This window comes from Thermotoga sp. Cell2 (assembly GCF_000789375.1).
In the GTDB taxonomy this organism is placed as follows: Bacteria; Thermotogota; Thermotogae; order Thermotogales; family Thermotogaceae; genus Thermotoga; species Thermotoga petrophila.
In genome coordinates this window covers 1,100,412-1,124,377 of the sequence record NZ_CP003409.1, presented here as the reverse complement: position 1 = coordinate 1,124,377, position 23,966 = coordinate 1,100,412, and the positions used below count along the sequence as shown (strand labels likewise).

Annotated in this window: 26 protein-coding genes and 1 pseudogene; 10 read left to right on the top strand and 17 right to left on the bottom strand. The window is 45.6% G+C overall.

Going from position 1 to position 23,966, the window contains the following annotated elements:
• Window positions 1-1,644, top strand: coding sequence for an HD-GYP domain-containing protein (locus CELL2_RS05640; protein ID WP_038033078.1), 1,644 nt, complete (start codon window positions 1-3; stop codon window positions 1,642-1,644).
• Here the strand turns inward: CELL2_RS05640 and CELL2_RS05635 are convergent.
• Entirely contained in the window at window positions 1,631-2,233 is a 603-nt protein-coding gene (locus CELL2_RS05635; RefSeq protein WP_038033079.1) for an HAD family hydrolase, read from the bottom strand. The two genes, CELL2_RS05640 and CELL2_RS05635, sit on opposite strands and share 14 nt — an antisense overlap.
• Before the next feature lie 127 nt (window positions 2,234-2,360).
• Between CELL2_RS05635 and CELL2_RS05630 the strand changes: the two genes are divergently transcribed.
• Both CELL2_RS05630 and CELL2_RS05625 read left to right on the top strand, forming a co-directional pair.
• A complete protein-coding gene (locus CELL2_RS05630) occupies window positions 2,361-3,674 on the top strand; it encodes an MATE family efflux transporter (protein ID WP_052123911.1) in 1,314 nt (437 codons plus the stop codon).
• Between the two features lie 11 nt (window positions 3,675-3,685).
• On the top strand, window positions 3,686-4,069 hold the full coding sequence (locus CELL2_RS05625; RefSeq protein WP_011943553.1) for a hypothetical protein: 384 nt from the start codon (window positions 3,686-3,688) through the stop codon (window positions 4,067-4,069).
• Here CELL2_RS05625 and CELL2_RS05620 read toward each other — a convergent pair.
• Genes CELL2_RS05620 through murB form a run of 13 tightly spaced genes read right to left on the bottom strand, consistent with a single transcriptional unit; the run spans window position 4,051 to window position 14,689 of the window.
• Window positions 4,051-5,832: an LTA synthase family protein gene (locus CELL2_RS05620; RefSeq protein ID WP_038033081.1), complete on the bottom strand. Its 1,782-nt coding sequence runs from the start codon at window positions 5,830-5,832 to the stop codon at window positions 4,051-4,053. The two genes, CELL2_RS05625 and CELL2_RS05620, sit on opposite strands and share 19 nt — an antisense overlap.
• Window position 5,833: 1 nt before the next feature.
• Entirely contained in the window at window positions 5,834-6,256 is a 423-nt protein-coding gene (locus CELL2_RS09595; RefSeq protein WP_241208634.1) for a hypothetical protein, read from the bottom strand.
• A complete protein-coding gene (locus tag CELL2_RS05615; protein WP_241208633.1) occupies window positions 6,178-7,578 on the bottom strand; it encodes a peptidyl-prolyl cis-trans isomerase in 1,401 nt (466 codons plus the stop codon). Before CELL2_RS05615 ends, CELL2_RS09595 begins: the two co-directional genes overlap by 79 nt.
• On the bottom strand, window positions 7,575-9,083 hold the full coding sequence (lysS, locus tag CELL2_RS05610) for a lysine--tRNA ligase (RefSeq protein WP_029683790.1): 1,509 nt from the start codon (window positions 9,081-9,083) through the stop codon (window positions 7,575-7,577). Before lysS ends, CELL2_RS05615 begins: the two co-directional genes overlap by 4 nt.
• Before the next feature lie 13 nt (window positions 9,084-9,096).
• Complete coding sequence (gene greA / locus CELL2_RS05605) at window positions 9,097-9,567, bottom strand: transcription elongation factor GreA (protein ID WP_012310961.1); 471 nt, start codon at window positions 9,565-9,567, stop codon at window positions 9,097-9,099.
• Entirely contained in the window at window positions 9,564-10,034 is a 471-nt protein-coding gene (gene nrdR, locus CELL2_RS05600) for a transcriptional regulator NrdR (protein ID WP_004082223.1), read from the bottom strand. Before nrdR ends, greA begins: the two co-directional genes overlap by 4 nt.
• Window positions 10,031-10,915: a DNA-binding protein WhiA gene (gene whiA, locus CELL2_RS05595; RefSeq protein WP_235231204.1), complete on the bottom strand. Its 885-nt coding sequence runs from the start codon at window positions 10,913-10,915 to the stop codon at window positions 10,031-10,033. Before whiA ends, nrdR begins: the two co-directional genes overlap by 4 nt.
• Window positions 10,912-11,856, bottom strand: a complete 945-nt coding sequence (locus CELL2_RS05590) for a YvcK family protein (protein ID WP_038033083.1) — start codon at window positions 11,854-11,856, stop codon at window positions 10,912-10,914. The genes whiA and CELL2_RS05590 overlap by 4 nt, the downstream gene beginning before the upstream one ends.
• Before the next feature lie 3 nt (window positions 11,857-11,859).
• The gene (rapZ, locus tag CELL2_RS05585; RefSeq protein WP_038033084.1) at window positions 11,860-12,705 is read right to left on the bottom strand and encodes an RNase adapter RapZ; all 846 of its coding nucleotides are present in this window, start codon (window positions 12,703-12,705) and stop codon (window positions 11,860-11,862) included.
• Window positions 12,702-12,968, bottom strand: coding sequence for a hypothetical protein (locus CELL2_RS05580; protein ID WP_012310958.1), 267 nt, complete (start codon window positions 12,966-12,968; stop codon window positions 12,702-12,704). Before CELL2_RS05580 ends, rapZ begins: the two co-directional genes overlap by 4 nt.
• Complete coding sequence (locus CELL2_RS05575; protein WP_012310957.1) at window positions 12,946-13,212, bottom strand: DivIVA domain-containing protein; 267 nt, start codon at window positions 13,210-13,212, stop codon at window positions 12,946-12,948. Before CELL2_RS05575 ends, CELL2_RS05580 begins: the two co-directional genes overlap by 23 nt.
• A 20-nt stretch (window positions 13,213-13,232) precedes the next feature.
• The gene (locus CELL2_RS05570; RefSeq protein WP_038033115.1) at window positions 13,233-13,808 is read right to left on the bottom strand and encodes a YigZ family protein; all 576 of its coding nucleotides are present in this window, start codon (window positions 13,806-13,808) and stop codon (window positions 13,233-13,235) included.
• On the bottom strand, window positions 13,787-14,689 hold the full coding sequence (gene murB, locus CELL2_RS05565; protein ID WP_039446219.1) for a UDP-N-acetylmuramate dehydrogenase: 903 nt from the start codon (window positions 14,687-14,689) through the stop codon (window positions 13,787-13,789). The genes CELL2_RS05570 and murB overlap by 22 nt, the downstream gene beginning before the upstream one ends.
• Window positions 14,690-14,741: 52 nt before the next feature.
• Here murB and rlmN point away from each other — a divergent pair.
• The 4 genes and pseudogenes from rlmN to rpe all read left to right on the top strand — a co-directional run bounded on the left by rlmN (window position 14,742) and on the right by rpe (window position 17,929).
• A pseudogene (gene rlmN, locus CELL2_RS05560) lies at window positions 14,742-15,772 on the top strand (23S rRNA (adenine(2503)-C(2))-methyltransferase RlmN).
• Window positions 15,769-16,383 carry a PASTA domain-containing protein gene (locus tag CELL2_RS05555; protein ID WP_012310953.1) on the top strand — a complete coding sequence of 205 codons (615 nt, stop codon included), beginning with the start codon at window positions 15,769-15,771 and terminating at the stop codon, window positions 16,381-16,383. The pseudogene rlmN and the gene CELL2_RS05555 overlap by 4 nt, the downstream one beginning before the upstream one ends.
• A complete protein-coding gene (rsgA, locus tag CELL2_RS05550) occupies window positions 16,380-17,267 on the top strand; it encodes a ribosome small subunit-dependent GTPase A (protein ID WP_128080949.1) in 888 nt (295 codons plus the stop codon). Before CELL2_RS05555 ends, rsgA begins: the two co-directional genes overlap by 4 nt.
• Entirely contained in the window at window positions 17,267-17,929 is a 663-nt protein-coding gene (gene rpe, locus CELL2_RS05545; RefSeq protein WP_011943568.1) for a ribulose-phosphate 3-epimerase, read from the top strand. The genes rsgA and rpe overlap by 1 nt, the downstream gene beginning before the upstream one ends.
• On the opposite strand, the gene mutS is transcribed toward rpe, so the two are convergent.
• From mutS to CELL2_RS05535, 3 genes are read right to left on the bottom strand one after another with little or no spacing between them, the layout of a single operon-like run.
• Window positions 17,898-19,712 carry a DNA mismatch repair protein MutS gene (mutS, locus tag CELL2_RS05540; protein WP_241208632.1) on the bottom strand — a complete coding sequence of 605 codons (1,815 nt, stop codon included), beginning with the start codon at window positions 19,710-19,712 and terminating at the stop codon, window positions 17,898-17,900. The genes rpe and mutS overlap by 32 nt on opposite strands.
• On the bottom strand, window positions 19,667-20,278 hold the full coding sequence (locus CELL2_RS09590) for a hypothetical protein (protein WP_241208631.1): 612 nt from the start codon (window positions 20,276-20,278) through the stop codon (window positions 19,667-19,669). The genes mutS and CELL2_RS09590 overlap by 46 nt, the downstream gene beginning before the upstream one ends.
• A complete protein-coding gene (locus CELL2_RS05535) occupies window positions 20,275-20,709 on the bottom strand; it encodes a GNAT family N-acetyltransferase (protein WP_012310950.1) in 435 nt (144 codons plus the stop codon). Before CELL2_RS05535 ends, CELL2_RS09590 begins: the two co-directional genes overlap by 4 nt.
• Before the next feature lie 64 nt (window positions 20,710-20,773).
• Between CELL2_RS05535 and CELL2_RS05530 the strand changes: the two genes are divergently transcribed.
• Genes CELL2_RS05530 through CELL2_RS05520 form a run of 3 tightly spaced genes read left to right on the top strand, consistent with a single transcriptional unit; the run spans window position 20,774 to window position 23,960 of the window.
• Window positions 20,774-21,952 (top strand): hypothetical protein, encoded by a 1,179-nt coding sequence (locus CELL2_RS05530; RefSeq protein ID WP_038033086.1) that lies wholly within the window; start codon window positions 20,774-20,776, stop codon window positions 21,950-21,952.
• Window positions 21,953-21,955: 3 nt separating this feature from the next.
• Window positions 21,956-22,822, top strand: a complete 867-nt coding sequence (locus CELL2_RS05525) for a DMT family transporter (protein WP_012310948.1) — start codon at window positions 21,956-21,958, stop codon at window positions 22,820-22,822.
• Window positions 22,800-23,960 carry an amidohydrolase gene (locus CELL2_RS05520; protein WP_011943573.1) on the top strand — a complete coding sequence of 387 codons (1,161 nt, stop codon included), beginning with the start codon at window positions 22,800-22,802 and terminating at the stop codon, window positions 23,958-23,960. Before CELL2_RS05525 ends, CELL2_RS05520 begins: the two co-directional genes overlap by 23 nt.
• Window positions 23,961-23,966 lie beyond the last annotated feature (6 nt).

Below are 23,966 nucleotides of genomic sequence, written 5' to 3'. Positions count from 1 at the left end.
GTGACGGAAAAAATGGAAAAACTCATCAATCTCCTCGAGATTTCTCTGGTTGTTCTCCTTTCCAGCTTCTCTTTTTTAGAAATTCTCAAAGGCAACTTACTGTCCCTTGCCTACCCCTGCCTCGTTTTCGCCGTGTTTCTTTCCCTGTTTAGGCGAAGATGGTACAGAAATTTGAAGAATGAGATGAACGAGAAGAGTGAAGAGATGTCTGCAATGAATCAAGAACTCACAGCGTTAAACCAGCAACTCACAGCCGTGAATCAGGAGCTGGAAGCCTCTTACGAAAGCCTTCAGATCCTCTCCACCCAGCTGGCCAGAATCATGGAAACCATGGGAGAAATGGATCTTGAGGTCGATCCTGTTCCTACTCTTGAAAGGATTTTTTACGATGTGAAGAAACTGGTAGAACCGCTGTCGGGACTCGAGTTGAAAAACTCACAGAGATCCATTGCTGTTGGTGAATTCACAGAAAATCTGCTCTACAAAGAAGCCGGAAAGACATCCGCCAAGATCTTTGTAAGCAGAGAACTCGAAAGGGATGAAGAAATGTTCCTGAACTCCGTTCTGAATTTTTCCCTCTTTCTTCTGAACGCCCACGATTCGTATCTTGAGGTTATGAAGAACAGAGACACGCTCTCAAGGATGATCAGCTCTCTGGAAGAGGTTTTAGGTGTTTCAAGAAGAACAGAACTCATAGAGAAGATACTACACTATTTGAAAGACATGTTCCCCGGCATCGTGCTGTCGTCCGTTTCTCTTCTCGAAGGTGGAAAAATAAAAACCTTCTTTCTGAAAAACGGCCAGATCGAGGTGGTCAATCTCAAAAGAGGTATCGTGGTAAAAGCTTTTGAAACAAAGGGAGATCTTTTCATAAACGATGTGAGGGATTTCCCAGAGTTTTACGATGTCACGAATGGAAGAACAAGATCCGCAGCCGCCATCTTCTTCGAGTACGAAAACACTCCCCTCGTCCTCGAAATTGAAAAGGATTCGGAAATCACTGAATACGAACTCTCATCCCTCAAAATGATGGCGAGAATCCTGGCGATCTTCTTCTCACGTTTGAGCCTCTACAGGAAACTCCGAAAAACCTTTTTCCAAACAATAGAAGCGTTCTCGTACGCGGTGGAGTTAAAAGATCCCTACACCAGCGGACACAGCCTGAGAGTCGCTGATTATTCACAGGAAATAGCCAGAAGAATGGGTCTTCCAGATCAGGTGGTGGAGAGAATCAGGATAGCCGCTGTTCTCCACGATATAGGAAAGATAGGTGTCAGAGGTGCCATTCTCAACAAAACCTCTAAGCTCACAAAAGAAGAATACGAAGAAGTGAAGAAGCATCCAGAACTAGGTGAAAAACTGATCAGCAAAATCGAAGACTTCTCCGATATAGCGAAGATAGTGAGACACCATCACGAATGGTACAGCGGTCAGGGATACCCGGATGGACTTCGCGGGGAAGAAATACCGTTGGAATCGAGGATCATCGCCATAGCTGACGCATTCGATGCGATGACCAGCGACAGACCGTACAGAAAAGCCATGGATAGAAAAACAGCCCTCGAAATTCTTCGCAGAAACGAGGGACCCCAGTGGGATCCTGAAATTCTGAAGATCGCCTTAGACTACTTCAGCGGACTCTGATGAACTTCATCCCCAACTTTTCACACACTCCATCGTTCAATTCGTCGTCCCCGTACATAACACAGTCTTCCGGAGAAACTCTCATCTTTTCACATATCTCGAGGTAGTACCTCGGATCTGGCTTGCAAAAATGGAAGCTCTCCATGTCCGTTATCAAGTGAAAATCGTCTTCTGACAATCCAATCCAGTTCAGTCGCTTCAAAATAGCGATTCTTGGAAAGACAGGGTTCGTTGCCAGAACAACCTTCCCTTCTTTTTCCTTCTCTTTCAAAAGGTCCACTGTCCCCTTCACGGGTTTAACCGTATCTTTGAGCGAATCGAAAAGTTCGCTTTCATAAAACTCCATGAAGAGTTCTTTCCATTTCTCTGCACACTGTGACGTTCTCTTTCCAAGGCATTTCATGTATCTCTCCAGATTGGTTGATCCATCCGGATTCCTGGTTATTTCCTCCACACAGCCAAGAACCAGCTCTGGAGAGATCGAAACACCTCTATCTCTGAAAAAAGAAACGAGTTTTCTAAAATATTTCTCTGCGAACCCGTTGTCTTCGGCCAGTGTGCCGTCGTAATCGAAAAGGAAAATTCTCACACTCATCCCTCCTTTTTAACTATCCTAACACTGGTTCGATGATAGAATCTTTAACGGGAGGTGACCGGTTCTGGAAAGAGAAACCATCGGAATAAAACTTCTGAGAGGAGATCCCAGAAAAGCCATAGTGAAACTCTCAATCCCCATGATGCTTGCCATGTTAGTTCAGACGATTTACAACCTGGCCGATGGTATTTGGGTTGCGGGACTGGGGCCTTATGCGCTGGCAGCGATAGGATTGTTCTTCCCTGTTTTCATGGTGATCATCTCCCTCGCCGCAGGTATAGGGGTTGGAGCGAGTTCGGTGGTGTCCCAAAAGATCGGAGAAAGAGACAAGGAAGGAGCAGATACCGCGGCTTCTGTTTCCATCCTGCTTTCAATCGTCATTGGTTTTTTGAGCATTGCTGTTATCCTTCCCTTTATTTCTGACATCCTCATCTTCGCGGGGGCTCAGGGGGAAACTCTCAGACTGGCCCTCGAGTATTCGGTGATCCTCGTGTATTTCATTCCCCTTATCATGTTCAACAACGTAGCAAACGGTGTTTTCAGAGGTGAGGGAGACGCGAAAAGAGCGATGGTGGCCATAACTATAGGTTCCCTTCTGAACATAGGTCTGGATCCCGTGTTCATCTACGTCTTCGGTATGGGGGTCAGAGGAGCAGCGTACGCCACCGTAGTATCAATCGCTGTTTCTTCCCTTCTGATTGCGTACTGGATGTTTTTCAAGAAGGACACGTACGTATCCTTCCGTTTGAAATGGGATGGAGAAATTCTGAAGAGAATATTGAAGATCGGTATTCCGGCTTCCCTGGCGCAGGCCTCGATGTCGGTGGCGATCTACGTGCTCAACGTCTTCGCGGTGAGAGCAGGAGGAGACTATGGAGTTGCGGTTTTCACAAGTGCGTGGCGTGTCATAAACTTTGGGACTGTCCCGCTCATCGGGATGGCCATGGCTGTGACATCCGTTACAGGCGCCGCTTTTGGTGAGAGAAACGGAGAAAAACTCGAAACGGCACATCTCTACGCCGTGAAACTCGGATTTTTCGTAGGGCTGGCAGTGATGTTCACAATCTTGATTTTTGCCCCATACATCGCAAGGCTGTTCACTTATTCTCAGGAAGGTGAAAAATTATACAGCGATCTGGTGAAAGCCCTCAGAATCCTGAGTCTTTTTCTTCCAGGTGTCCCATTTGGAATGTTCACCTCCTCCATGTTCCAGGGAGTGGGTCAGGGACTCAAAAGTCTGATTGTCACCATCATGAGAACTGTGATTATGCAGGTTGTCTTTTCGTGGCTGTTCGTCTTCGTTCTGAGAATAGGACTTGTGGGTGTCTGGTGGGGCATAGTCCTTGGAAACGCCACATCGGCTTTCATCACTTTCAACTGGGGAAGGTTCACAGTGAAACACCTCAAAAGAGATTTTCAGAAAAACATCGTATAGGAGGGGTTTGAATGCTCAAGTTAGAGGCTAATTACTCTACGATCGAGAAGATCGTTCTGAAAAGCACCGAAGGATTTTCTCAATTCTCACTTTCGAAGGAGGATGAAAACCTTAAAGTGAAACTGAAGCACGGTTCCTTTCCTTTTTCCCTGTCGGTGAAAGTCAAAGTAGTATCGACGCAGAAAACACCCGATGATCCCATCATCCTGAAAGTAGGTGTGCCCTCTTTCCTAATGGAAATGCTGAAAAGCAGAATAGAGCGAGAAGGACTGGAAGTTCACGGGAACGAGATTCACATCTACCCCAAAAAGATAGCGAGATTTCTCGAGGATCTGATCGTATCGAGATTGGAATTCGAAGACGACAGAGTGATACTTCACCTCGAGGAGGTCTGATCCTTGGCGACCTTCTGCAGAGGCTGACAGTTTCTGAGGATGAAGTATCTGGAAGCCTCTATTTGCTGTATGGCCTTTACATAGCCATCTAAAAACTCCACGTACCTTTGAGGAGTACCATTTTTTCTGTCGACAGCCAAACTCTTATCCAGTCTACCGTCCCATGAGACAATGAACACTCGGTTGTCGTCTATGAAAGATCCGTCCGGAACGTGATATCTCAAAGCAGCAAAACCATGTTTCGCGTTCAGAAGATCCTGCCCCATGAAGAAACCTTCTCTGTAATTTATTCCCATCACATTCAGGATCGTGGGAAGAAAGTCTATCTGTCCTCCAGGGATGTTGACCACTCTACGAATGTTCTTTCCAGGGATGTGGATAGCAAAGGGAATGTTGAGGGCGATTTCGAAAGAAAATTCTCTATCCAGGATCTCGGGTATCTTCGTTTTGACTTCCCTGTTGAATGGATACAGGCCCGCGTGGTCACCGTAGAGAACGATCACAGAGTTTTCGTAGAGGCCAGCTCGTTTCAATTCATCAAGAAAAACACCGAACGCTTCATCGGCGTAATGTATAGCCTGCAGATAGTGTCCAACGATGGTATCTGATATGTCTTCAGGAAGTTCGAGTTTTCTGTGCTCTTCAGGAATAACAAAGGGAGTGTGACTGGATATAGTTATCAAAAAAGCGTAGAAGGGTTGTGGATAGTTTCGCAGTTTCTGAACAGCCTGCTTGAAGAAAGAAACATCTGCCAGTCCCATCCCGAAAACCTCATCCTGTTGGAAATCTTCAAGACTCACGAATTCATCGAAACCGATATGTTTGTAAACCTCTTCTCTGTTCCAGAACCAGCCAACGTTTCCATGAAACGCTATTGTGTGATAGCCGTTTTGTTTCATAATTCTGGGCAAAGCAGGAAGGTTTATCACGGGGTACTCTTCATAGACCACACTGTCTCCCAGTGTGTGAAGAGAGGTGTTCACAACAAACTCGGCGTCGGCTGTGTTCCCGCTCCCCACCTGCTGGTAGCAGCTTGAGAAATAGACGGTTCCGGAGTCTCTCAAAAATGAATTTATGTTCGGCGTGACTTCTTGCCCGTTTACTTTAAGACCGATCACAAAATTTTGCAGTGATTCCATCTGAACGACTATCACGTTTTTCCCTTTTCCTATTCCGAAGAAGCTTTTTTGAGAAGGTTTTGTCGTTTCATTTCTAACAGAAGAAACCGCCAAATCGTTGTTTTCTTCTTTCTTGTTCACAAAGAGATTGATGATGTCCTGAACGTGATAATCAAAAACACCGTATCTGTTGAAGACAAACTTCGACTGCAGATTCTGAGAGGTGTGGACGGCACCGAGAAAGGTGAAAGACAGAACCAGGACAAAAAGCGATGACAGAGAAAACGTTCGCTTCGTGTTTTCTTTGAAGAAGAACCACACAAAAGGAAGATCTGCCACAAAGAGAAGAGAGTACAAATCGATGAAGTACTTGATTTCACCGCCGAGATCTCCCACCTGAGGAAGCAGAACTACTTCCTTAATGGATGGAAGGTTTCCGAAGTTCTGAAAATACAAAAAATCAACGAATAACATAAGGGAGAGCACCGTGTAAAGAAGCTTGTGCCCTCCCTTAAAAACCAGAAGCAGCAACATCAACCATCCCGCGGTACTGAAAACAACGGAAACACTGAAAGAACTCAAAGTAGGTACGTAGAAAAGAACGATCTTTGCTGCCAAGAAAACAACCAGAAGATAGTCGCTCATTTCATTCTCCTGTCGATGTAGAAGGTGTAGATTCTTCTGATGCTTTCATGGCTTCGAGAATTGATTCCACCTGATTGTAGGCAGATTCGTAATCCATGAAGTTTGGATCGATTTTTTTCATCTCATCGAGGTAGTACTTCGCAGATGTGGGATCGTTCAGTGCAAGGCTCATATCGTAGAGCATGTAATAAGAGTCGAGACGTATGCTGGTAGAAGCGTCCGTTGCATTGGCCACTGTGTAGAGACCGAGAAGAACCCCAAATATCTGGTTCGGATCGTAGGTTCCAGTTGACAGATAAGGTTTGATTTGATTGTAAAGATTGGCGTAATAGTTGTACTTGATGTTTATGTCGTTGGGGTGCAAGCGGTACGCGTATTCCAGTACATACGTGGAAGACGGGTAGTTCTCGTAAAGATAATCCACAACTGCTCTTTTTTGTTTTCCAACTCTGCTTTTTTCTTTTCAAGCTCTTCTTTTCTTGCGTCGACTTCCTCGATCGAAAGTTTCCCGTACTTCTTTATAAGATCCTCATCTGGTTCCTGAGAATTTTCAAGCGCTGTTCTGTACTGAGTCAATTCGGCTATCTGTTTGGTGAGTTCCTGGATCTTGCTGTCGGAGAGAAGGACGAAGAGAGATTTCAGCTCATCTGGTGTTTCTACCGCCAGGTTTTCTCCCTGGAAGAGAAGGTTCGCCAGTTTTCCGTAGAGGTCTTCTTCGTTCTTGAAGTACTTCCACCAGTATTCAAGAACCTGATCGTTGAACGCGTACGATAGATTTTCTTCCTTCATGAACTCTTCCAACCACTTCTGGAATTTTTCCTGTTCCAGTTTCGTTTTCACATCACTGTACGCGTCGCTGTTCTCGAAGGCGTTGAAATCCGTGAGAACCGAGGAAGTCTTCACCCTGAACACGTACCACTGATCGAGGAAAAAGAACGGTCCAACAATCGAACCTGGAGTGGCACTGAACAGAGCCGTGTCTATTTCATCCGGGAAAATCCCCCTTGTAGCGTTGGAAAAAGGTTGAACAGTAACATTCATACTGGAAGCTGCTTCATCGAAACCCACCTCACTTGCTTTTGCAATGAACCCCTGAGCCGTGGAACTGCTGTCGAACGACACAGCTTCTATGTCAACTCTGTCGTACTGCTTCTGAAGGTCTTCCTTGTTTTCCTCGAAATATTTCTTTATTTCATCCTCGGTGACAACTCCCACTTTTTCCTGAACCTTCTTGATGGTGAGCTGAACTCGAATTTGAGGCTCCAGGTAGTTCTTCTCGTAGTTCGAAAGACTTCCGTACGTTCTCTCTATCCGGTTGAGCTGATTTTGATCGTTCTTTATTGTTTGGATAACGTTGTTCACTTCCTGGTTGATTTCTTTCTTGGAAGGCTTTATGTCGTTCTTTTCCGCATAGTAAAGAACCACTTTCTGCTGGAGAAAGACGTCCGCTATCAGAGCTTTGAGTCTGGGTTCCTCAAAAAGTGGATCTAGAGATATGATCTGATAAGAACTCAACAGGTTGGAGTAGTAGTCGTTCACTTCCCACGGCATGAGCCAGTAGGTAGGATCGTTCAGAGCCGTTCCGTCTTTTGTGATGTAAGCAAGACTCTGTTCGAGGGAGTATTTAACGTTGTTCTGGGTGTTTCTGAGGTTGATCGACACCGACCACCAGATCATACCCGCCACGAACGCAATAGCAATCGTCCAGATAATGACCCCTTGCCACTTTTTCATCCATTTTCTCATTCTTCAAACCCTCCTTCGAATTCCGCCTCTTCTTCCTCGAACTTTTTGGGTTTCACAATTGGGAAGGGAATCACATCCCTTATTGTGGGGGAATCCGTGATGAACATGAAGAGCCTGTCAAGACCGATTCCCAGTCCTCCCGTGGGAGGCATTCCATACTCGAGGGCCCTCACAAAATCGAGATCCATCATGTGTGCTTCTTCATCTCCCTCTTCTCTCATTTTCGCCTGTTCGAGAAATCTCTGGTATTGATCAACGGGATCGTTCAGCTCACTGAACGCGTTCGCGATCTCTCTTCCGAATATGATGAGTTCGAACCTTTCCGTGAGTCTGGGATCCTCTCGGTGCCTTTTGGCAAGAGGAGAAATCACTACAGGATGATCGATTATGAAGGTGGGATTCACCAGTTCTTCTTCCACCAGATCTCTGAGTTTGTCTATGAGGTGTGCTCTGTTCTTTATTTCCAGTTCTACCCCATGTTCTTCGAGCTTCTTCAACAACACTTCATCGGGATCTTCGAGGATGTCCACCCCGAGTTTTTCTTTGAGAAAGTCTCTCATTCTCACTCTTTTCCAGGGTGGTGTGAAGTCTATCTCCTTGCCCTGGTAGGAGATTTTCAAGGTGCCACATGTTCTTTTCACAACTTCCACTATCAACTCTTCAGTGAGATCCATCATATCGTTGTAATCCGCGTAAGCCTGGTAGATCTCTATGCTGGTGAACTCGGGACTGTGTTTGTAAGATATTCCCTCGTTTCTGAAGTTCTTTCCTATCTCGTATATCTTCTCGAAACCGCCAACGATTAGCCTTTTCAGGTAAAGCTCCGGTGCGATTCTCAAATACATATCGATATCAAAAACGTTGAGATGGGTCACAAAAGGCCTCGCTTCCGCACCACCCGTGACGTAATGAAGAATAGGTGTTTCCACTTCGATGAATCCCCTGCTGTTGAGAAATTCTCGTATCACCCGGACAGCCTTGAATCGCTTTTTGAACCTCTCAATAGCCTCGTCGTTCACGATGAGTTCGAGGTACCTCTGCCTGTATATGATTTCCTTATCTTTTATGCCGTGCCACTTCTCGGGCAAGGGACGTAGAGCCTTACTCAGAAGCGTGTATTCTTGAACGTAAATGGTCAACTCTCCGGTTTTGCTTTTGAACGGAAAGCCTCTTACTCCTATAAAGTCACCTATTTTGACGTGTCTTTTGAAGAGATCCATTTTTTCCTTTCCAACAGAATCTGCCCTTACGTAAGCCTGGATTCGACCTGTGTCATCTTTCATGTGAAAGAAGGCCGTCTTTCCATGGTGGCGTATCGACATGACTCTCCCTGCGAAAGAGAGCTTTTCAGATTCAAGAACTTCTCCAGCTTGAAGATAGTCGTACTTTTCCCTTATTTCTCTGGCCGTGAGTTCCTTTTCGAATTTGTAAGGATATGGCTCTATACCCATAGAACGAAGTTCCTGTATCTCTTTGAGTCGTTGTTCTTTGAACTCTTTCAGCACACAACCACCTCCGTTACTTGTTCATTACCGCTATCACCTGATAACGCTGAACACCACTGGGAGCTTTTACCTTTACCACATCTCCCACCTTTCTACCGAGAAGACTTTTGCCCAGTGGAGAATCGGAGCTCAGCTTCTGAGCGAAAAAGTCCGCTTCCTGAGGTGTGACGATTCGAAATTTGTGTTCTTCACCGGTATCCAGGTTCCTTATAACAACCCATTTTCCCAGTGTAATTTCATCGTTTTCCTCAGAATCTTCTATGATCTCCGCGTTGCTCAGAATCTGTTCGATCTCCATGATCCTGCTTCCAACACGCCCCTGTTCGTTCTTCGCAGCTTCGTACTCCGAGTTTTCCGATAGGTCTCCGAGTTCCCTCGCTTCTTTTATTCTTTCAGAGATCTCGTACATGAATTTCCTTTTCAGATCTTCCAATTCCTTCTTCAGCTTCTCATAGCCTTCACGGGTGAGACGAACTTTCTTCATTGTTCTTCGCCCTCCTTCTCTCTTTTTAGTTCTTTCACAATTTCCAAAAATTGATCCACTTCCCTGAAATCACGATAGACTGAAGCGAATCGTACGTAAGCAACCTGGTCCAATTTCTTCAATTCCTCCATAACCAGTTCTCCTATTCGTTTCGTTTCAACTTCGAAGGATCCTTCTTCTCTGAGTTTCAAGCAGATTCTGTTCACAGCTTCCTCGATCTGCTCGTAGGTGACAGGTCTCTTCTCACAAGCTTTTATCATACCATTTTTTATCTTTTCCCTGTCAAACTTCTCCCGCCTGCCATCCTTTTTTACAACAAGAACAGGTGCTTCTTCGTATCTCTCGTAAGTGGTGAATCTTTTACCACAAGAAGAGCACTCTCTGCGTCTCCTGATAGCGGTTCCATCGAGAGTGGGCCTCGAATCAAGCACTCTCGTGTCCATCGAACCACAAAACGGGCACTTCATTTTACATCACCAAACCTTTCAGCTATTTTGATAATTCTTTTCAGTTTCGAGTATATTTGAGATTTTGTGAGATTCAACTTTTTCCCCAGCTCTCTGAGTGAGAGCTCTTTGTTTTTCAATCGAACCAGGGCGACTCTTCTCAAATCTTCGGGTAAGTTTTCGAGTCCCATGTTCTCTTTTATAACCTCTATCGCACGTATCTGACGAGCTGTACTGTTGGCCGTTCTGATGGCGTTCGCTTCTATAAAGTTTACTGTTCTGTTCACATCACCGATCACTTTTCTTTCAGTGACGATTCGATCTATCTCTTCAAGCTTTCTCTGAACCCCTACGGCTTCGAGGAACACAAGAATATCCTTTATAGACTTTATATAAAGTTTTCTTGTATTCCTGAGTTCTACAATGCCTGCGTTTATGTTGAAGAAATCTTTCAAACTTTTCTTTGTGAGAGCGAGCGTTTCTTCCTCAAACAGATTGATTTCCAGATGATAATGATACCTTGGATTCGTCATGGATCCTCCGCTGAGAAACAACCCTCTCAAAAATGAAACAAATAGGGCTACGTCGAAGAACGGTTCTATCACCATGAAACTTTCCGAATACTCCGCGGTGATTTTTATGTACCTCTTCTTTATGTTGTGTGATTTCTCTACAATTATCTCCGAAACGGGTTTTGAGAGATACTTCATTAAATTCAAAAGCCGCCTCGAGGCGGCAAAAGAATGCAAAGAAAAAACGATATGCCTGCTCTTGACGTCCAGATCACCTCGCGCTTTTATGAAACCCAATAGTTCCGCTATAGCCTCATCACGACTTCCAAAAGGGACGTTCACGAGTTCCTCTTTTATCTCCTCAGAGAAAGTTCGCCTCAAGAGGCTCACCACCTCGAAATTCTCTCTATCACATCCGCCAGCTTCACAGAGTCGTGTCTTATCTTTCTTTGACCATCTGAGGGGTCAACTATCTCTACAAGAAAGGGCTCTGCCAGAATGGTGTTCTGTATGTTTTCAGCGTCGATCTCCACGAAATCGCTTCCCTCTTTTCTATACCTTTCGAGCACCTCTTCAGAGGGCTTGCGGGTGTTCACCAGCACGAAATCCACGTTTTGCTCCAGGTACCTTTCGAGTTCTTTGACGTGGTCCGAAACCCTGTATCCTGTTGTTTCACCTGGCTGGGTCATGAGGTTACACACGTATATTTTCTTCGCTCTTGATCTTTTTATCGCATCCTTCACACCGTTTACGAGAACGTTTGTGATGATACTCGTGTAGAGACTCCCTGGACCAAAGATGATGATATCGGCCCTTTCAATCGCCTCGAGGACTTCAGGAAGTGCATCGATCGGTCTATCCAGCCTGACTTCGACTATTTTTCCACCTCTTCTGACGATGTTCGTTTCACCGATCACCTCTTCTCCGTCTTCGAACCTTGCCACAAGTCTTGCGTGATCTTCGCTTACGGGTAGGACTCTCCCTTTTATAGCGAGCACCCTCTCCAAGATCCTTATGGCCTCCGAAAAACTTCCTTCGATCTTGGTAAGAGCCGCTATTATCAGGTTTCCCAGACTGTGTCCCTTAAAAGACCCCTCACTGAAACGATAGCTCATCAGCTTCGCAAGAAGATCTTCATCTTTTGCCAGAGCCACGATGTTGTTTTTCACATCACCGGGAGGAGGTACGTTCAGCTCTTTTCTTAACTTTCCGGAGCTTCCCCCTTCGTCCGTAACTGAGACAACAGCGGTTATTTCAAAAGAATCGATGTTTTTCAAGCCTTTCAAAAGAGTGGAAAGTCCCGTCCCTCCACCTACAGCGACCACCTTCACCGCTCACACCTTCTCTATGTCCCTGTGTTTCTCAATGACCGTAAAACCTTCTTTTTCCAGCATTTCTTTCAGCCTGTGTGCGATATACACGGATCTATGCTTGCCGCCGGTACATCCTATTCCCACAGTGATTATCCTTCTTCCAGTTCTCTGGTACTCTTCTATCGCCACCTTTAGTACTTCATAAATCTTTTCGATGAACTCTTCCACCACCGGATAATTTTTAAAGTACGCTTCTACCTTGCTATCCAAACCCGTCTTTGAAGAAAGTTCCGGTACGTAGTGTGGGTTCGGGAGAAAACGAGCATCAAAAACGAAATCCGCGTCCATTGGGATTCCGTGTTTGAATCCGAAACTCATTATTCTGACAGAGGTTCCACCGGACTGGTTCACGAGAAAGTGCGTCAGAGTTTCGCGCAGTTGATGTGTGTTCATGCTGGTTGTATCTATCACAACGTCCGCAATTTCCTTTATACGAGACAGGATTTTCCTCTCCTTCTCTATGGCATCTTCCAGCCCTATTCCGTCCTTCTGAAGAGGATGCCTTCTTCTCGTTAGAGCGTATCTCCTCAAAAGTTCTTCCGTGGATGCTTCCAAAAAAATCACCAGAGTGTTTGTCTTTTCTTTTATTCTTTCAACCGCTGATATGGGATCTCCGAGGTGTTCGCTTCGCACATCAATGGCCATCGCCATCTTTTCGAGGTCGGAACTCATGAAAAGCTTCAAAAGTTCCTCCAGTATGTTACCGGGAACGTTATCAACACAAAAATACCCCAGATCCTCCAGAAAACCCATCGCGGTGGTTTTACCTGCTCCCGAAAGCCCGGACACAACGACTATTCTTTTCAAGGTTCCTGATCACCTTCCCTGAGTGCTTGAGAGAGTTTTTTCTTCAGATTTTTAATCCTCTCACTCATTTTCACATTTTCGAGCACAGTGTTGGCCAACATGACGAACAGGATGTTATCTATCCCCACTTCGTCGATGAATTCTTCATACCGCTTGAAGTCTTTTTCTATTTTCTCTATGGTTTGATTGACTATCTCCAGATCCTCATCAGTAACGAGATTGTACACTTTCTTTCCAAGTCTAACGCTTATTTTCTTCCTCATCCTGTATCATCCCCTGATCGGTTGTGAGGGAGAGAAAACGCTGAATTTTCTCCACAAGCGTGTTCAGGGACCTTTTGTGTTGCTCGATGGTCTTTTCCAGCTGCTCCTTCTCCTTTTCTAAGTGAAGTATCCTTTCATTCAACTGTTTCACCTTCGACCACAGTTCTCTGTTTTCTTCTTTCAGCTTTCTGTAATCTTCTATCATTGTATCGAGAATCCTTTCGAGATCCTCCAGTTCTTTCATTTGTTTTCCCCCCTTCGTGATTATATTAACACATCACGAATCGTTTTTATAACCAGGTTTTCAGGTACTTCAAGACCTCGGAGCAGGATCTTTGCACCCCTTTCTGTATAGTCCATCTCAACAAGCTCCAAATCCATCATCTCCACAATTCTGAACACGTTGTTCAATTCCTGATAATCTACCTCCACTTCGAATTCTTTCATGAGCCTCAGCTTTCTCAACTCCGCCCCCTTGACCGCCATCTCAGCAGCTGAAGAGTAAGCTTCTATGAGCCCACGAACACCCAGTTTCACTCCACCGAAATATCTTGTGACAACGATCGCTGTGTTCATAAGATCGTATTTTTTTAGAACCCCGAGGATTGGTCTGCCCGCCGTTCCGCTCGGCTCACCGTCGTCCGAACTGTGTTCAAGGATACCGTTCGGAGAGAAAATTCTGTAAGCCCAGCAGTTGTGAGTGGCATCCCTTTTCGAAACTTCTTTCAACTTCTCACGAAAGTCTTTTTCATTCGTTATCGGAAATATGGTGGCATAGAACTCTGATCTTTTAACGTTGATTCTTTCCGTGTGGGTTTTCACCACTGTCTTCCATTCCACCAAATTTCAACCTCCGTTTCCAACTCCACACCGTATTTCTCTTTCACCTTTTTTCTCACAAACTCAATGAGTTTCATCACGTCATCGAAAGTAGCACTTCCTGTATTCACAATGAATCCCGCGTGTTTTTCCGATATCTGAGCTCCTCCAATTCTGTAACCCTTCAACCCTAAGGATTCTATGGCCTTTCCCACGTAGAAATCCTCTCTTGGTCTCTTGAAAACGCTTCCCGCACTTGGAAGGTCAAGGGGTTGTTTCTCCAAACGCCTCCTCATGTAATCCTCCATCTTCGCTTTTATAGTTTCCTTCTTTTCTTTTTTGAAACTCATCATCGCACGTGTTATGATTAATTTCTCCCTTTTGAACGTACTGTCTCTGTAGCCGAAAAAAATCTCGTTCTTCGAAAGCCAAATTTTTCTTCCATCTTTTAAAACCTCGACTGCTTCGATGAACTCTCCGATCTCTCCACCGTACGCCCCCGCGTTCATAAAGATAGCTCCCCCCACGCTCCCCGGTATCCCGTACGCGAACTCCAGCTCTCCGAGTTCCGCTTCCATCAAAAATAGACAGAGCCTCTTCAGGGGAGTTCCACTTTCTACCAGTACCTTCTCTCCCTTTATTTCAATTTGATTCAACCTTTCTGTTTTCAACACTGCGATATCCAGATCTTCATCTTGAACCAGAAGGTTCGTACCGAGTCCCATTATTTGAAACGGAAAATCCTTCAGAACGGTGATGGCTCGTTCTAAGGAAAAAACATCGTTTGGAAGGACAAGATATTTCACCCTTCCACCGATTTTTATGCTGGTGTGGCAGGAAAGTTTTTCGAACATCCTCACGTCACAGCCTGCTTTGTAAAGAGATTCAAAGATTTTGTCCAAAGATATCCCTCCTTAGACTCTATAGTATAATTTCAAACTGGGAGGTGTTGACTTGAAGAATCTACTCGATCTTTCTTACGAAGAACTGGTAGCCGAAGTCACGAGCCTGGGTCTCGAGCGCTACAGGGCAGATCAGATTCTGGACTGGGTGTTCAACAAAAAAGTGAACAACTTCGATGAGATGACAAACCTTTCAAAACAGCACCGTGCTCTTTTGAAAGAGCACTTCTCCATTCCTTTCTTGAAACTCCTCGACAAGAAGGTTTCCAGAATAGATGGTACCACCAAATTCCTCTGGGAACTCGAGGACGGGAACACAATAGAATCTGTGATGCTTTTCCATCCGGACAGAATAACGGCCTGCATCTCAACCCAGGTCGGATGTCCTGTGAAATGCATCTTTTGTGCCACAGGAATGAGCGGATTTGTCAGAAATCTGACCACAGGAGAAATAGTAGCACAGATCCTTTCCATGGAAAGAGAAGAGAAGAAAAAAATAGGAAACGTTGTGTACATGGGAATGGGAGAACCTCTTCTGAACTATGAAAACACAATAAAAAGTATAAGAATACTGAACCACAAAAAGATGGGAAACATAGGTATCAGGAGGATCACGATTTCGACAGTTGGAATCCCGGACAGAATAATCCAGCTGGCTGAAGAGGGGCTCGATGTGAAGCTCGCTCTTTCACTCCACGCACCGACGAACTTCAAGAGAGATCAGCTCGTTCCCTTGAACAAAAAGTACTCCATCGAAGAGATCCTGAATGCGGTGAAGATCTATCAGAGAAAGACGGGAAACCGTGTAACTATAGAATACGTGCTCATAAGGGGCATAAACGATGAAATAAGCGACGCAAAGAAACTGGCCGAAATCTTGAAGAACATGAAAATCTTCGTGAATCTGATCCCCGTGAATCCAACGGCGGAAGACCTAAAAAACCATCGCGAGAACGACTTTTGGCCTTCAAGAGGATACTGTTGGAAAACGGAATCGAAGCAGAAATCAGACGGGAAAAAGGTAGCGACATCGAAGCGGCCTGTGGTCAGCTGAGGCTGAAGAGAATAAAATCAACATCATGAAGGTGTTTCTCGGAATATTAACGGGCATTGCGGTTGGTGGTCTTCTCTTTCTGTTCGCAGTGAAGCTTTATCAGAATCTGTACAGCACGGTACCGGATGTTGTCGGGCTTTCTGGAACAGAAGCGTGTGAAAGACTGAAGGCATCTGGTTTGTTTTGCGACACGTCTTCTTCCGAAACGGTGTTGGAGACCTATCCACGAGCCGGTTCAAGGGTGAAAAAGGGGAGAACGGTAAACCTCTATTACGAAAATCCCCAGAAAAAAATTGTGCCTCGTCTTTCACAGCTGAATCTCTCAGTTGCAGAAGAGATCCTGAAAAGGCTCGGATGGAATTACGAAACCGTTTATTTTCCTTTCGGCACAGAAAAAGACAGGGTTCTCGCAACCTATCCGGAAGAGGGGCAGATCTACAAAGGAAAATTAATTCTTCTGATCGATACAGGTGAAAAAGAAAACTATTTTTTGGTGGAAAATTTCGTGGGTAAGAAGATCGATGAATTGAAAGACAATTCTCACATTTTACTTCTTGGAATGGGTGATACGGTGGTGGCACAGTACCCTCCTGAAGGTTCCATAGCAACGGAAGTTATCCTCATCCTTGGGGAGGAATGAATTTGAGAAGAAAAGGAATAGTGGTGAGTTTTCACTCGAACATGGTCACAGTCGAAGACGAGGAAACCGGTGAAAGAATCCTCTGCAAACTGAGAGGAAAATTCCGTCTGCAGAACCTCAAGATATACGTTGGAGACAGGGTGGAGTACACACCGGATGAAACAGGATCCGGAGTCATAGAGAACGTGCTGCACAGAAAAAATCTGCTCACCAAACCTCACGTTGCAAATGTGGACCAGGTGATCCTTGTGGTGACAGTGAAAATGCCGGAAACTTCGACCTACATAATCGATAAATTTCTTGTTCTCGCCGAAAAAAACGAACTGGAAACGGTGATGGTCTTCAACAAGATGGACCTCTACGACGAGGCCGACCTGAAGAAAGTGAGAGAACTGGAAGAGATCTATTCTGAACTCTATCCAATCGTTAAAACCAGTGCGAAAACTGGAATGGGGATTGAGGAGCTCAAGGAATATCTGAAGGGAAAGATCAGCACAATGGCCGGACTCTCCGGAGTTGGAAAAAGTAGCTTGCTCAACGCCATAAATCCGGGCTTGAAGCTTCGCGTGAGCGAAGTTTCAGAGAAACTCCAGAGAGGAAGACATACCACAACAACTGCCCAGCTCTTGAAATTCGATTTCGGTGGTTATGTGGTCGATACTCCGGGCTTCGCAAATCTGGAGATCAGCGACATAGAACCCGAGGAACTGAAAAACTACTTCAAGGAATTTGGAGACAAACAGTGTTTCTTCTCAGATTGCAACCACGTGGATGAACCGGATTGTGGAGTGAAAGAAGCCGTGGAGAACGGAGAAATCGCAGAGAGTCGATACGAGAATTACGTGAAGATGTTTTACGAGCTTCTGGGAAGGAGGAAAAAGTAATGGCGAAAATAGCAGCTTCAATTCTCGCATGTGACCTTGCAAGACTGGCCGATGAAGTGAAAAGAGTGGAGGAGCACGTGGATATGATCCATTTCGATGTCATGGATGGTCACTTTGTTCCAAACATTTCCTTTGGACTTCCCGTTCTGAAAGCCCTCAGGAAAGAAACAAAACTTCCCATAAGTGTACATCTGATGATCACCAATCCCGAAGATTACATCGACCGCTTCATAGAAGAAGGCGCAGATATGGTTGCCATCCATTACGAATCGACCTTTCATCTCCACAGGTTGGTCCATCGTGTTAAAGACCTTGGAGCACAGGCCTTTGTTGCCATAAATCCGCATACCCCCATCAATCTTCTTTCAGAGATCATAACCGACGTCGATGGTGTACTGGTGATGAGCGTCAATCCCGGTTTCTCTGGTCAGAGGTTCATAGCAAGGAGTCTTGAGAAAATAAGAAACCTGAGAAAGATGGTGAAAGAACTGGGACTGGAAACGGAAATCATGGTCGACGGCGGTGTAAACGAAGAGAACGCATCGATACTGGTTAAAAACGGTGCGACGATCCTTGTGATGGGATACGGTATCTTCAGAAACGACAATTACGTTGAACTGATAAAGAGCATCAAACAGGAAAGAGAGGAATCTGCTGACTGAATCTGTTCGATTTTCCGTTTTTCTTCGTGTGGTTTTTGAAATTCCTCTCCAGAATTTCATAAGCTCTGTTTATGACCCTGTCGGGGATACCCGCTATCTTTGCGACCTCTATTCCGTAACTTCTGTCTGCCACACCGTCCACCACCTTGTGGGTGAATATCACGTTTTTGCCTTCTTCTTTTACCAGAATGGTTTTGTTCTGGACCTGCGGAAAGTGTTTTTCGAGTTCGGTGAGTTCTGTGAAGTGAGTGGCAAACAGCACCTTACATCCTCTCTTTATGAGTTCCTCTGAGATTGCCCAGGCTATGCTGACGCCGTCCTGGGTGCTCGTACCTCTTCCCACCTCGTCCAAGAGAACCAGGCTCTTTTCCGTTGATTTCAGCAGGATGAGTGCCATCTCGTTCATCTCGACAAGGAACGTACTTCTACCACCAGCGAGATCGTCTCTGGCACCCATTCGCGTGAAAATCCTGTCGAACACGGGAAGAATCGCCTTCTGCGCCGGCACAAACGATCCTATCTGCGCCATGAGGGATATGAGACCCACCTGTCTGATGAAAGTGGACTTCCCGCTCATGTTGGGACCCGTTATTACCACAAATCTCTTCTCGTTGTCCATGTAAATATCGTTTTCAACAAAATTCTGTGTGAACCTTTCAACGACCGGGTGTCTTCCACCTTTGATCTCCAGTCTGTCTTCTGAAAAGACGGGTTTTGTGTAGTTGTACAGGATAGCATCGTAGGCCAATGTCGAAAGCACATCCATCTTTGCCAGATCCTCTGAGAGCTTGAGGAGAACTTCTTTGTGCTTTTTCACCTCCTCACACACGCTTTTGAAGAGTTCCTTTTCCATTTCTTCTATCCTCTCTTTAGCGGCCATTATCTTTGTCTCGAATTCCTTCAATTCAGGTGTGATGAATCTTTCAGAATTGACGAGTGTTTGTTTTCTTTCGTAATCATCGGGAATCTTGTCCAGATTCGCTTTCGTCACCTCTATGTAGTAACCAAAGACCTGGTTGTATCCAACCCGCAGTTTTTGGATACCCGTTCTTTCTCTCTCCTTCTCTTCGAACTCTTTGAGCCTCTCTTCGGCATGTTCCAGAAGATCCCTGTATTCATCGAGTTCAGATGAGAATCCTCTCTTTATAACCTTTCCCTCGCCGGGGCTTCCCAGCGGATCATCTTCGATGGCTCTTCGAAGCAGATCAACCAGTTCTTCCGGGAAAGCGAGTTTATTGAACACACCGAAGTTTGAAAGAATTTCGTTCAGTTTCGGAATGATCTCCAGTGTCTCTCTGAGTGCCACTAAGTCCCTGGGAACGGATCTGTTGTATTCCACCCGCGAAACGATCCGCTCCACATCCCTCATGTTCGAAAGAAAGTTCCTCATCTCCTCCAGGCTCACCCTGTCGTTCACCAGTCTTTCCACAGCCTCGAGCCTTTCTTCGATCTGCTTTCTGTCGACCAGAGGGTGGAGAATCCACTTTTTCAAAAGACGAGCCCCCATAGGAGTTTCCGTGTTGTTCAGCACATCGAAAAGATTCTTTCCCCTGTCACCGGGAATCAAAGAAAGATTTTCCACCGTTGCGGAATCGAGTATCATGTAGTCTCTCTGGGAGATGAGAAGAGGGGGTTTCAGATTCAGATCTTCCGTGATCATCGTGTACTTGACATACTTTATAAGTGCTGCAAGGATCTTCAGCGCAAGGGGTGAAAGTTCGAAATGATGAATGTCCTTCAGATTGTAGGCTTTTCCACTTCTTCCAGATCGGAGAAATACCACTCGCTTATGGATTCTGTGTAAACACCTGGAAAGCGTTCCCTCAAAGAAGATTTCAGGTGCTCTGAACAAACGATCTGGGAAATGGAGTAATTCTTCAGCAGGTCCAACGTTTCCTGTTCGTCTGAACTTTCATGAACCAGGACCTCACCTGTCGAGACATCACAGAAAACCGTACAGTACCTTCCCTTCTCTTCTGAAACAACGGCCATGTAGTTGTTCGTTTCGCTGAGAAACTCATCCTCTACGATAGAGCCAGGAGTGACAACGCGCGTGACTTCCCTTCTGATCAATTTCTTCGACTTCGAAGGTTCTTCCATTTGATCGCAGATTGCCACCTTGTAGCCCGCTTCGACGAGCTTTTTCAGGTAGGTGTTCAGCGCGTGGTACGGAATGCCCGCCATGGGAGCGTCCTGCCTTCTTGTGAGAACTATGTTCAGAACCTTTGAAACGATCTTTGCGTCTTCGAAAAACGCCTCGTAAAAATCTCCCAGACGAAACAGCAGAATGGAATCTTTGTACTGTTCTTTTATTCTCAGGTACTGTTCCATGAGGGGAGTTACCTTCACCGTTTCACCACCTTCACCATCCTCAAGTGCGGAATGTTCGCTTCGTAGAAGATCTCTCCTTCCGCCCTGTAACCGAGTCTCTCGTAGAACTCTCTCACCTGGATTTGAGCGTTTAAAACGATTTTTCGAACTCCTTTAGAGAAAAGCTCTCTTTCCACACTCTCCATGAGAAATCTTCCGTATCCCTTTCCTCTTTCTTCCTTCAGAATCGCCACACGTTCTATCTTGAACGTTCCATCATCGATCTTTCTTATCCTTGCGGTTCCTATGAATTTTCCTTCCTTTTCGAGAAGCACGTGAACACTCTCAGGATCTTTCCCATCGAGTTCTTCTTCCTCAGGAACTCCCTGCTCTTCTATGAAAACCTTTCTTCTGATGTTCAAAGCTTCTCTCAGGAGTTCTTCGTCGTTCTCAAAAAAGATCACCTTCATCTCGAATCACCTCTCAGGATATTTTAACCCCGGGTGATAGAATCTTCAGGAGGAGGTGAAAATTATGAGAAGCTTGTTGTTTCTTTTATTCGCATCGACAACGATCTTTGCAGCACCCGTTCTCATTCTTTTTCAGGACAGTGCGATCCTCATGGAAAGTTTATCCGTGAGCGGTACAGAAACCATCTCCGTTCCTCAGGGATGGGACGTGATGGATGTAATCGGAGCAAAAAGCTGGTACGTGGTTTCGGAAAAAGAACCTTCCTGGGAAGAAATTATAAAAGGAAAAACCGTCAAAGCGGTGGACGAACCTCCCTCACAGTTCGAAGTGATAAGTACTTCTCCTCTCGTTTTGAAAAAAGACACGAAGTACTACGTATACAACTCCGCGTTGAAAAAGTGGCTTGTTCTGGAATACGAAGAACCCCAGATCGGTCGGAAACTCGTGATGAACGGACAGGGAAAGGTAACTTTGCTTCTGCGTTCCTCAGGAAGCTGGAACGTCAGGTACTATCTCTTCGAAGATACTCTCACAGGAAACGCCTTTCTATCGGTCTCTGGTGTGGAAAGCGCGGATGTTTTTTTAATTTCCAGGCCCGCTGGGGAAACTTCCATTTGGAAAGGGATGTACCTCAGCGTTTCGGCCTCAAGAGAAATGCCCGAAGAACACGAGTCTGAGGAAGTCAAGGTTTATCACCTCGGCAAGTTGAAAGATCTGGACAAATCCCCTGTTGTGAATCTCATAGAAACGAATTTGCCCATCACTAACGAGTACTACTCGTACTCTTTTGCAGTGAATGACTCGAGTTTCGATTATCAGAAAACCACCTTCACGAGAAGTTTCAAGACTCCTGTGGATCTTCCGGGAGGCACGGTGAGCATATTCTCTAACATTTCCGGTGTGGATATAATGATCGGGGAAACAAGCATCCCCGACACTCCGAAAAACTCCCTTCTGGAGCTTCCCGTAACGAAATCCTGGGACGTTCGCGTGAGAGGAGAGATTCTGGACGAAAGAAACTACAAAGACACATACGAATACGAAAGGACCTGGAGAGTGACCGTTCAGAACCTGAACGAAACAGAATCGAAGGTGAGAATCAACGTCTACGGAAATATGCTGAGACTGCTCAGATTTTCCATCAAACCGTTGAAAGAAACTTCAGACCAGATCGTTTTCGAATTGATCGTTCCGGCCAATTCAGAAAAAGAATTCGAATTCACAGTGAGAAGCGGGTGGTGAAGATTGGTAAAGGCACTCTTCAGTTTACTCTTCGTTGCGTTCATCTGGGGATCGACATTTCCTATACAGAAGATCGTACTGGTGGGAGTCTCTCCCACCTTTTATATCGCCGTTAGATTCTTCATCGCAGCACTGGTTTCTTATTTTCTATTTGGAAAGGGGAACGTCAAGTACGGATCGATCCTTGGAACACTCCTGGGAATTGCCTACACCACACAAACGTGGGGACTCACGATCACCACCTCCACGAAGAGCGGTTTCATCACATCGATGTACATCGTTTTCGTTCCGGTCTTTGCGTATCTTCTGGAGAGAGAAATTCCAACGATATTCCAGATCGTTTCCTTTTTTGTCGCAAGCCTGGGACTTTACATGATCTCTGGTGGAATCAAAGGCTTCAACTTCGGGGACTTTCTCACCTTGATCTGTGCGGTGAGCTTTGCCTTGCACGTTGTCCTGATAACGATGTTCTCAAAGCGAGTCAAAGAAGTGGATCTCCTCTTTCCACAGTTTCTGGTAGTGGGGATTTTGAACCTGATACTGAATGTTTTCTGGAAGAACTGGAACTTCACACTCCCGGCTCTTGGGAGCGCAGTCTTCACCGCTCTTGCGGCCACCATTCTGGCCATCTACCTTCAGGCAAAATACCAGAAAGCGCTTGGAAACAACGTGTCTGCGATTGTTTTCCTGGGAGAACCTGTTTTCGCAGCAGTTGTTTCTTATTTCATGCTGGGCGAGACGATGGCAGGGAAACAGCTTTTAGGGGCAATCCTCCTTTTGATCTCCATGGTGTTTTCCAGTCTGGAACGTGTTAAAATAGTTCGTGAAGCGAACCAAAAGGGGAGGGATGAGTGTGAAGATTCTCTTTAAAAACGCCACGGTCTTTCCCATAACTTCCAGACCCTTCAAAGGAGATGTGCTTGTCTCGAACGGAAAAGTGGAAAAGTTGGGAGAAAACATAGAAGATCCCGACGCGGAAATCGTTGATCTGACGGGAAAATTCCTGTTTCCTGGTTTCATCGACGCGCACTCCCACATCGGGCTCTTTGAGGAAGGAGTAGGGTACTATTACAGTGATGGAAACGAAGCTACGGATCCCGTCACACCGCATGTGAAAGCACTCGATGGTTTCAATCCGCAGGATCCGGCCATAGAGCGGGCTCTTGCCGGTGGAGTCACATCCGTGATGATCGTTCCTGGAAGCGCCAACCCGGTGGGTGGACAGGGAAGTGTGATAAAGTTCAGGTCCATAATTGTGGAAGAGTGCGTTGTGAAGGATCCCGCAGGTTTGAAGATGGCGTTCGGAGAAAATCCAAAGAGGGTCTACGGTGAGAGGAAACAAACTCCTTCAACGAGAATGGGAACAGCGGGAGTGATCAGAGACTACTTCACTAAAGTGAAGAATTACATGAAGAAAAAGGAACTCGCCCAGAAAGAAGGAAAAGAATTCACCGAAACCGACCTGAAAATGGAAGTCGGCGAGATGGTCCTCAGAAAGAAGATTCCTGCCAGGATGCACGCCCACCGAGCGGACGACATCCTCACCGCCATCAGAATAGCAGAGGAGTTCGGTTTCAACCTCGTCATAGAACACGGAACGGAAGCGTACAAGATTTCTAAGGTGCTAGCGGAGAAAAAGATACCCGTCGTTGTGGGACCACTCCTCACCTTCAGAACAAAGCTGGAACTGAAAGATCTGACGATGGAAACTATCGCAAAACTCCTGAAAGATGGGGTTCTTATAGCCTTGATGTGTGATCACCCGGTGATTCCTCTCGAGTTTGCAACCGTTCAGGCGGCAACTGCCATGAGGTACGGTGCAAAGGAAGAAGATCTGCTGAAGATCCTGACGGTGAATCCTGCTAAGATCCTCGGCCTCGAAGATAGAATCGGTTCCATTGAACCTGGAAAGGACGCGGATCTTGTGGTCTGGAGCGGACATCCGTTCGATATGAAATCCGTGGTGGAAAGGGTTTACATAGACGGAGTGGAAGTCTTCAGAAGATGAGGGGCC

What these genes read in the sequence shown, in the direction of transcription:
- CELL2_RS05625 (WP_011943553.1), top strand. Translation starts at nt 3,686, where the DNA reads ATGCTCAAGTTAGAGGCTAATTACTCTACGATCGAGAAGATCGTTCTG.
- CELL2_RS05620 (WP_038033081.1), bottom strand. Translation starts at nt 5,832, where the DNA reads ATGAGCGACTATCTTCTGGTTGTTTTCTTGGCAGCAAAGATCGTTCTT.
- CELL2_RS05615 (WP_241208633.1), bottom strand. Translation starts at nt 7,578, where the DNA reads ATGAGAAAATGGATGAAAAAGTGGCAAGGGGTCATTATCTGGACGATT.
- greA (WP_012310961.1), bottom strand. Translation starts at nt 9,567, where the DNA reads ATGAAGAAAGTTCGTCTCACCCGTGAAGGCTATGAGAAGCTGAAGAAG.
- nrdR (WP_004082223.1), bottom strand. Translation starts at nt 10,034, where the DNA reads ATGAAGTGCCCGTTTTGTGGTTCGATGGACACGAGAGTGCTTGATTCG.
- CELL2_RS05580 (WP_012310958.1), bottom strand. Translation starts at nt 12,968, where the DNA reads ATGAGGAAGAAAATAAGCGTTAGACTTGGAAAGAAAGTGTACAATCTC.
- CELL2_RS05575 (WP_012310957.1), bottom strand. Translation starts at nt 13,212, where the DNA reads ATGAAAGAACTGGAGGATCTCGAAAGGATTCTCGATACAATGATAGAA.
- CELL2_RS05555 (WP_012310953.1), top strand. Translation starts at nt 15,769, where the DNA reads ATGAAGGTGTTTCTCGGAATATTAACGGGCATTGCGGTTGGTGGTCTT.
- rsgA (WP_128080949.1), top strand. Translation starts at nt 16,380, where the DNA reads ATGAATTTGAGAAGAAAAGGAATAGTGGTGAGTTTTCACTCGAACATG.
- rpe (WP_011943568.1), top strand. Translation starts at nt 17,267, where the DNA reads ATGGCGAAAATAGCAGCTTCAATTCTCGCATGTGACCTTGCAAGACTG.
- CELL2_RS05535 (WP_012310950.1), bottom strand. Translation starts at nt 20,709, where the DNA reads ATGAAGGTGATCTTTTTTGAGAACGACGAAGAACTCCTGAGAGAAGCT.
- CELL2_RS05530 (WP_038033086.1), top strand. Translation starts at nt 20,774, where the DNA reads ATGAGAAGCTTGTTGTTTCTTTTATTCGCATCGACAACGATCTTTGCA.
- CELL2_RS05520 (WP_011943573.1), top strand. Translation starts at nt 22,800, where the DNA reads ATGAGTGTGAAGATTCTCTTTAAAAACGCCACGGTCTTTCCCATAACT.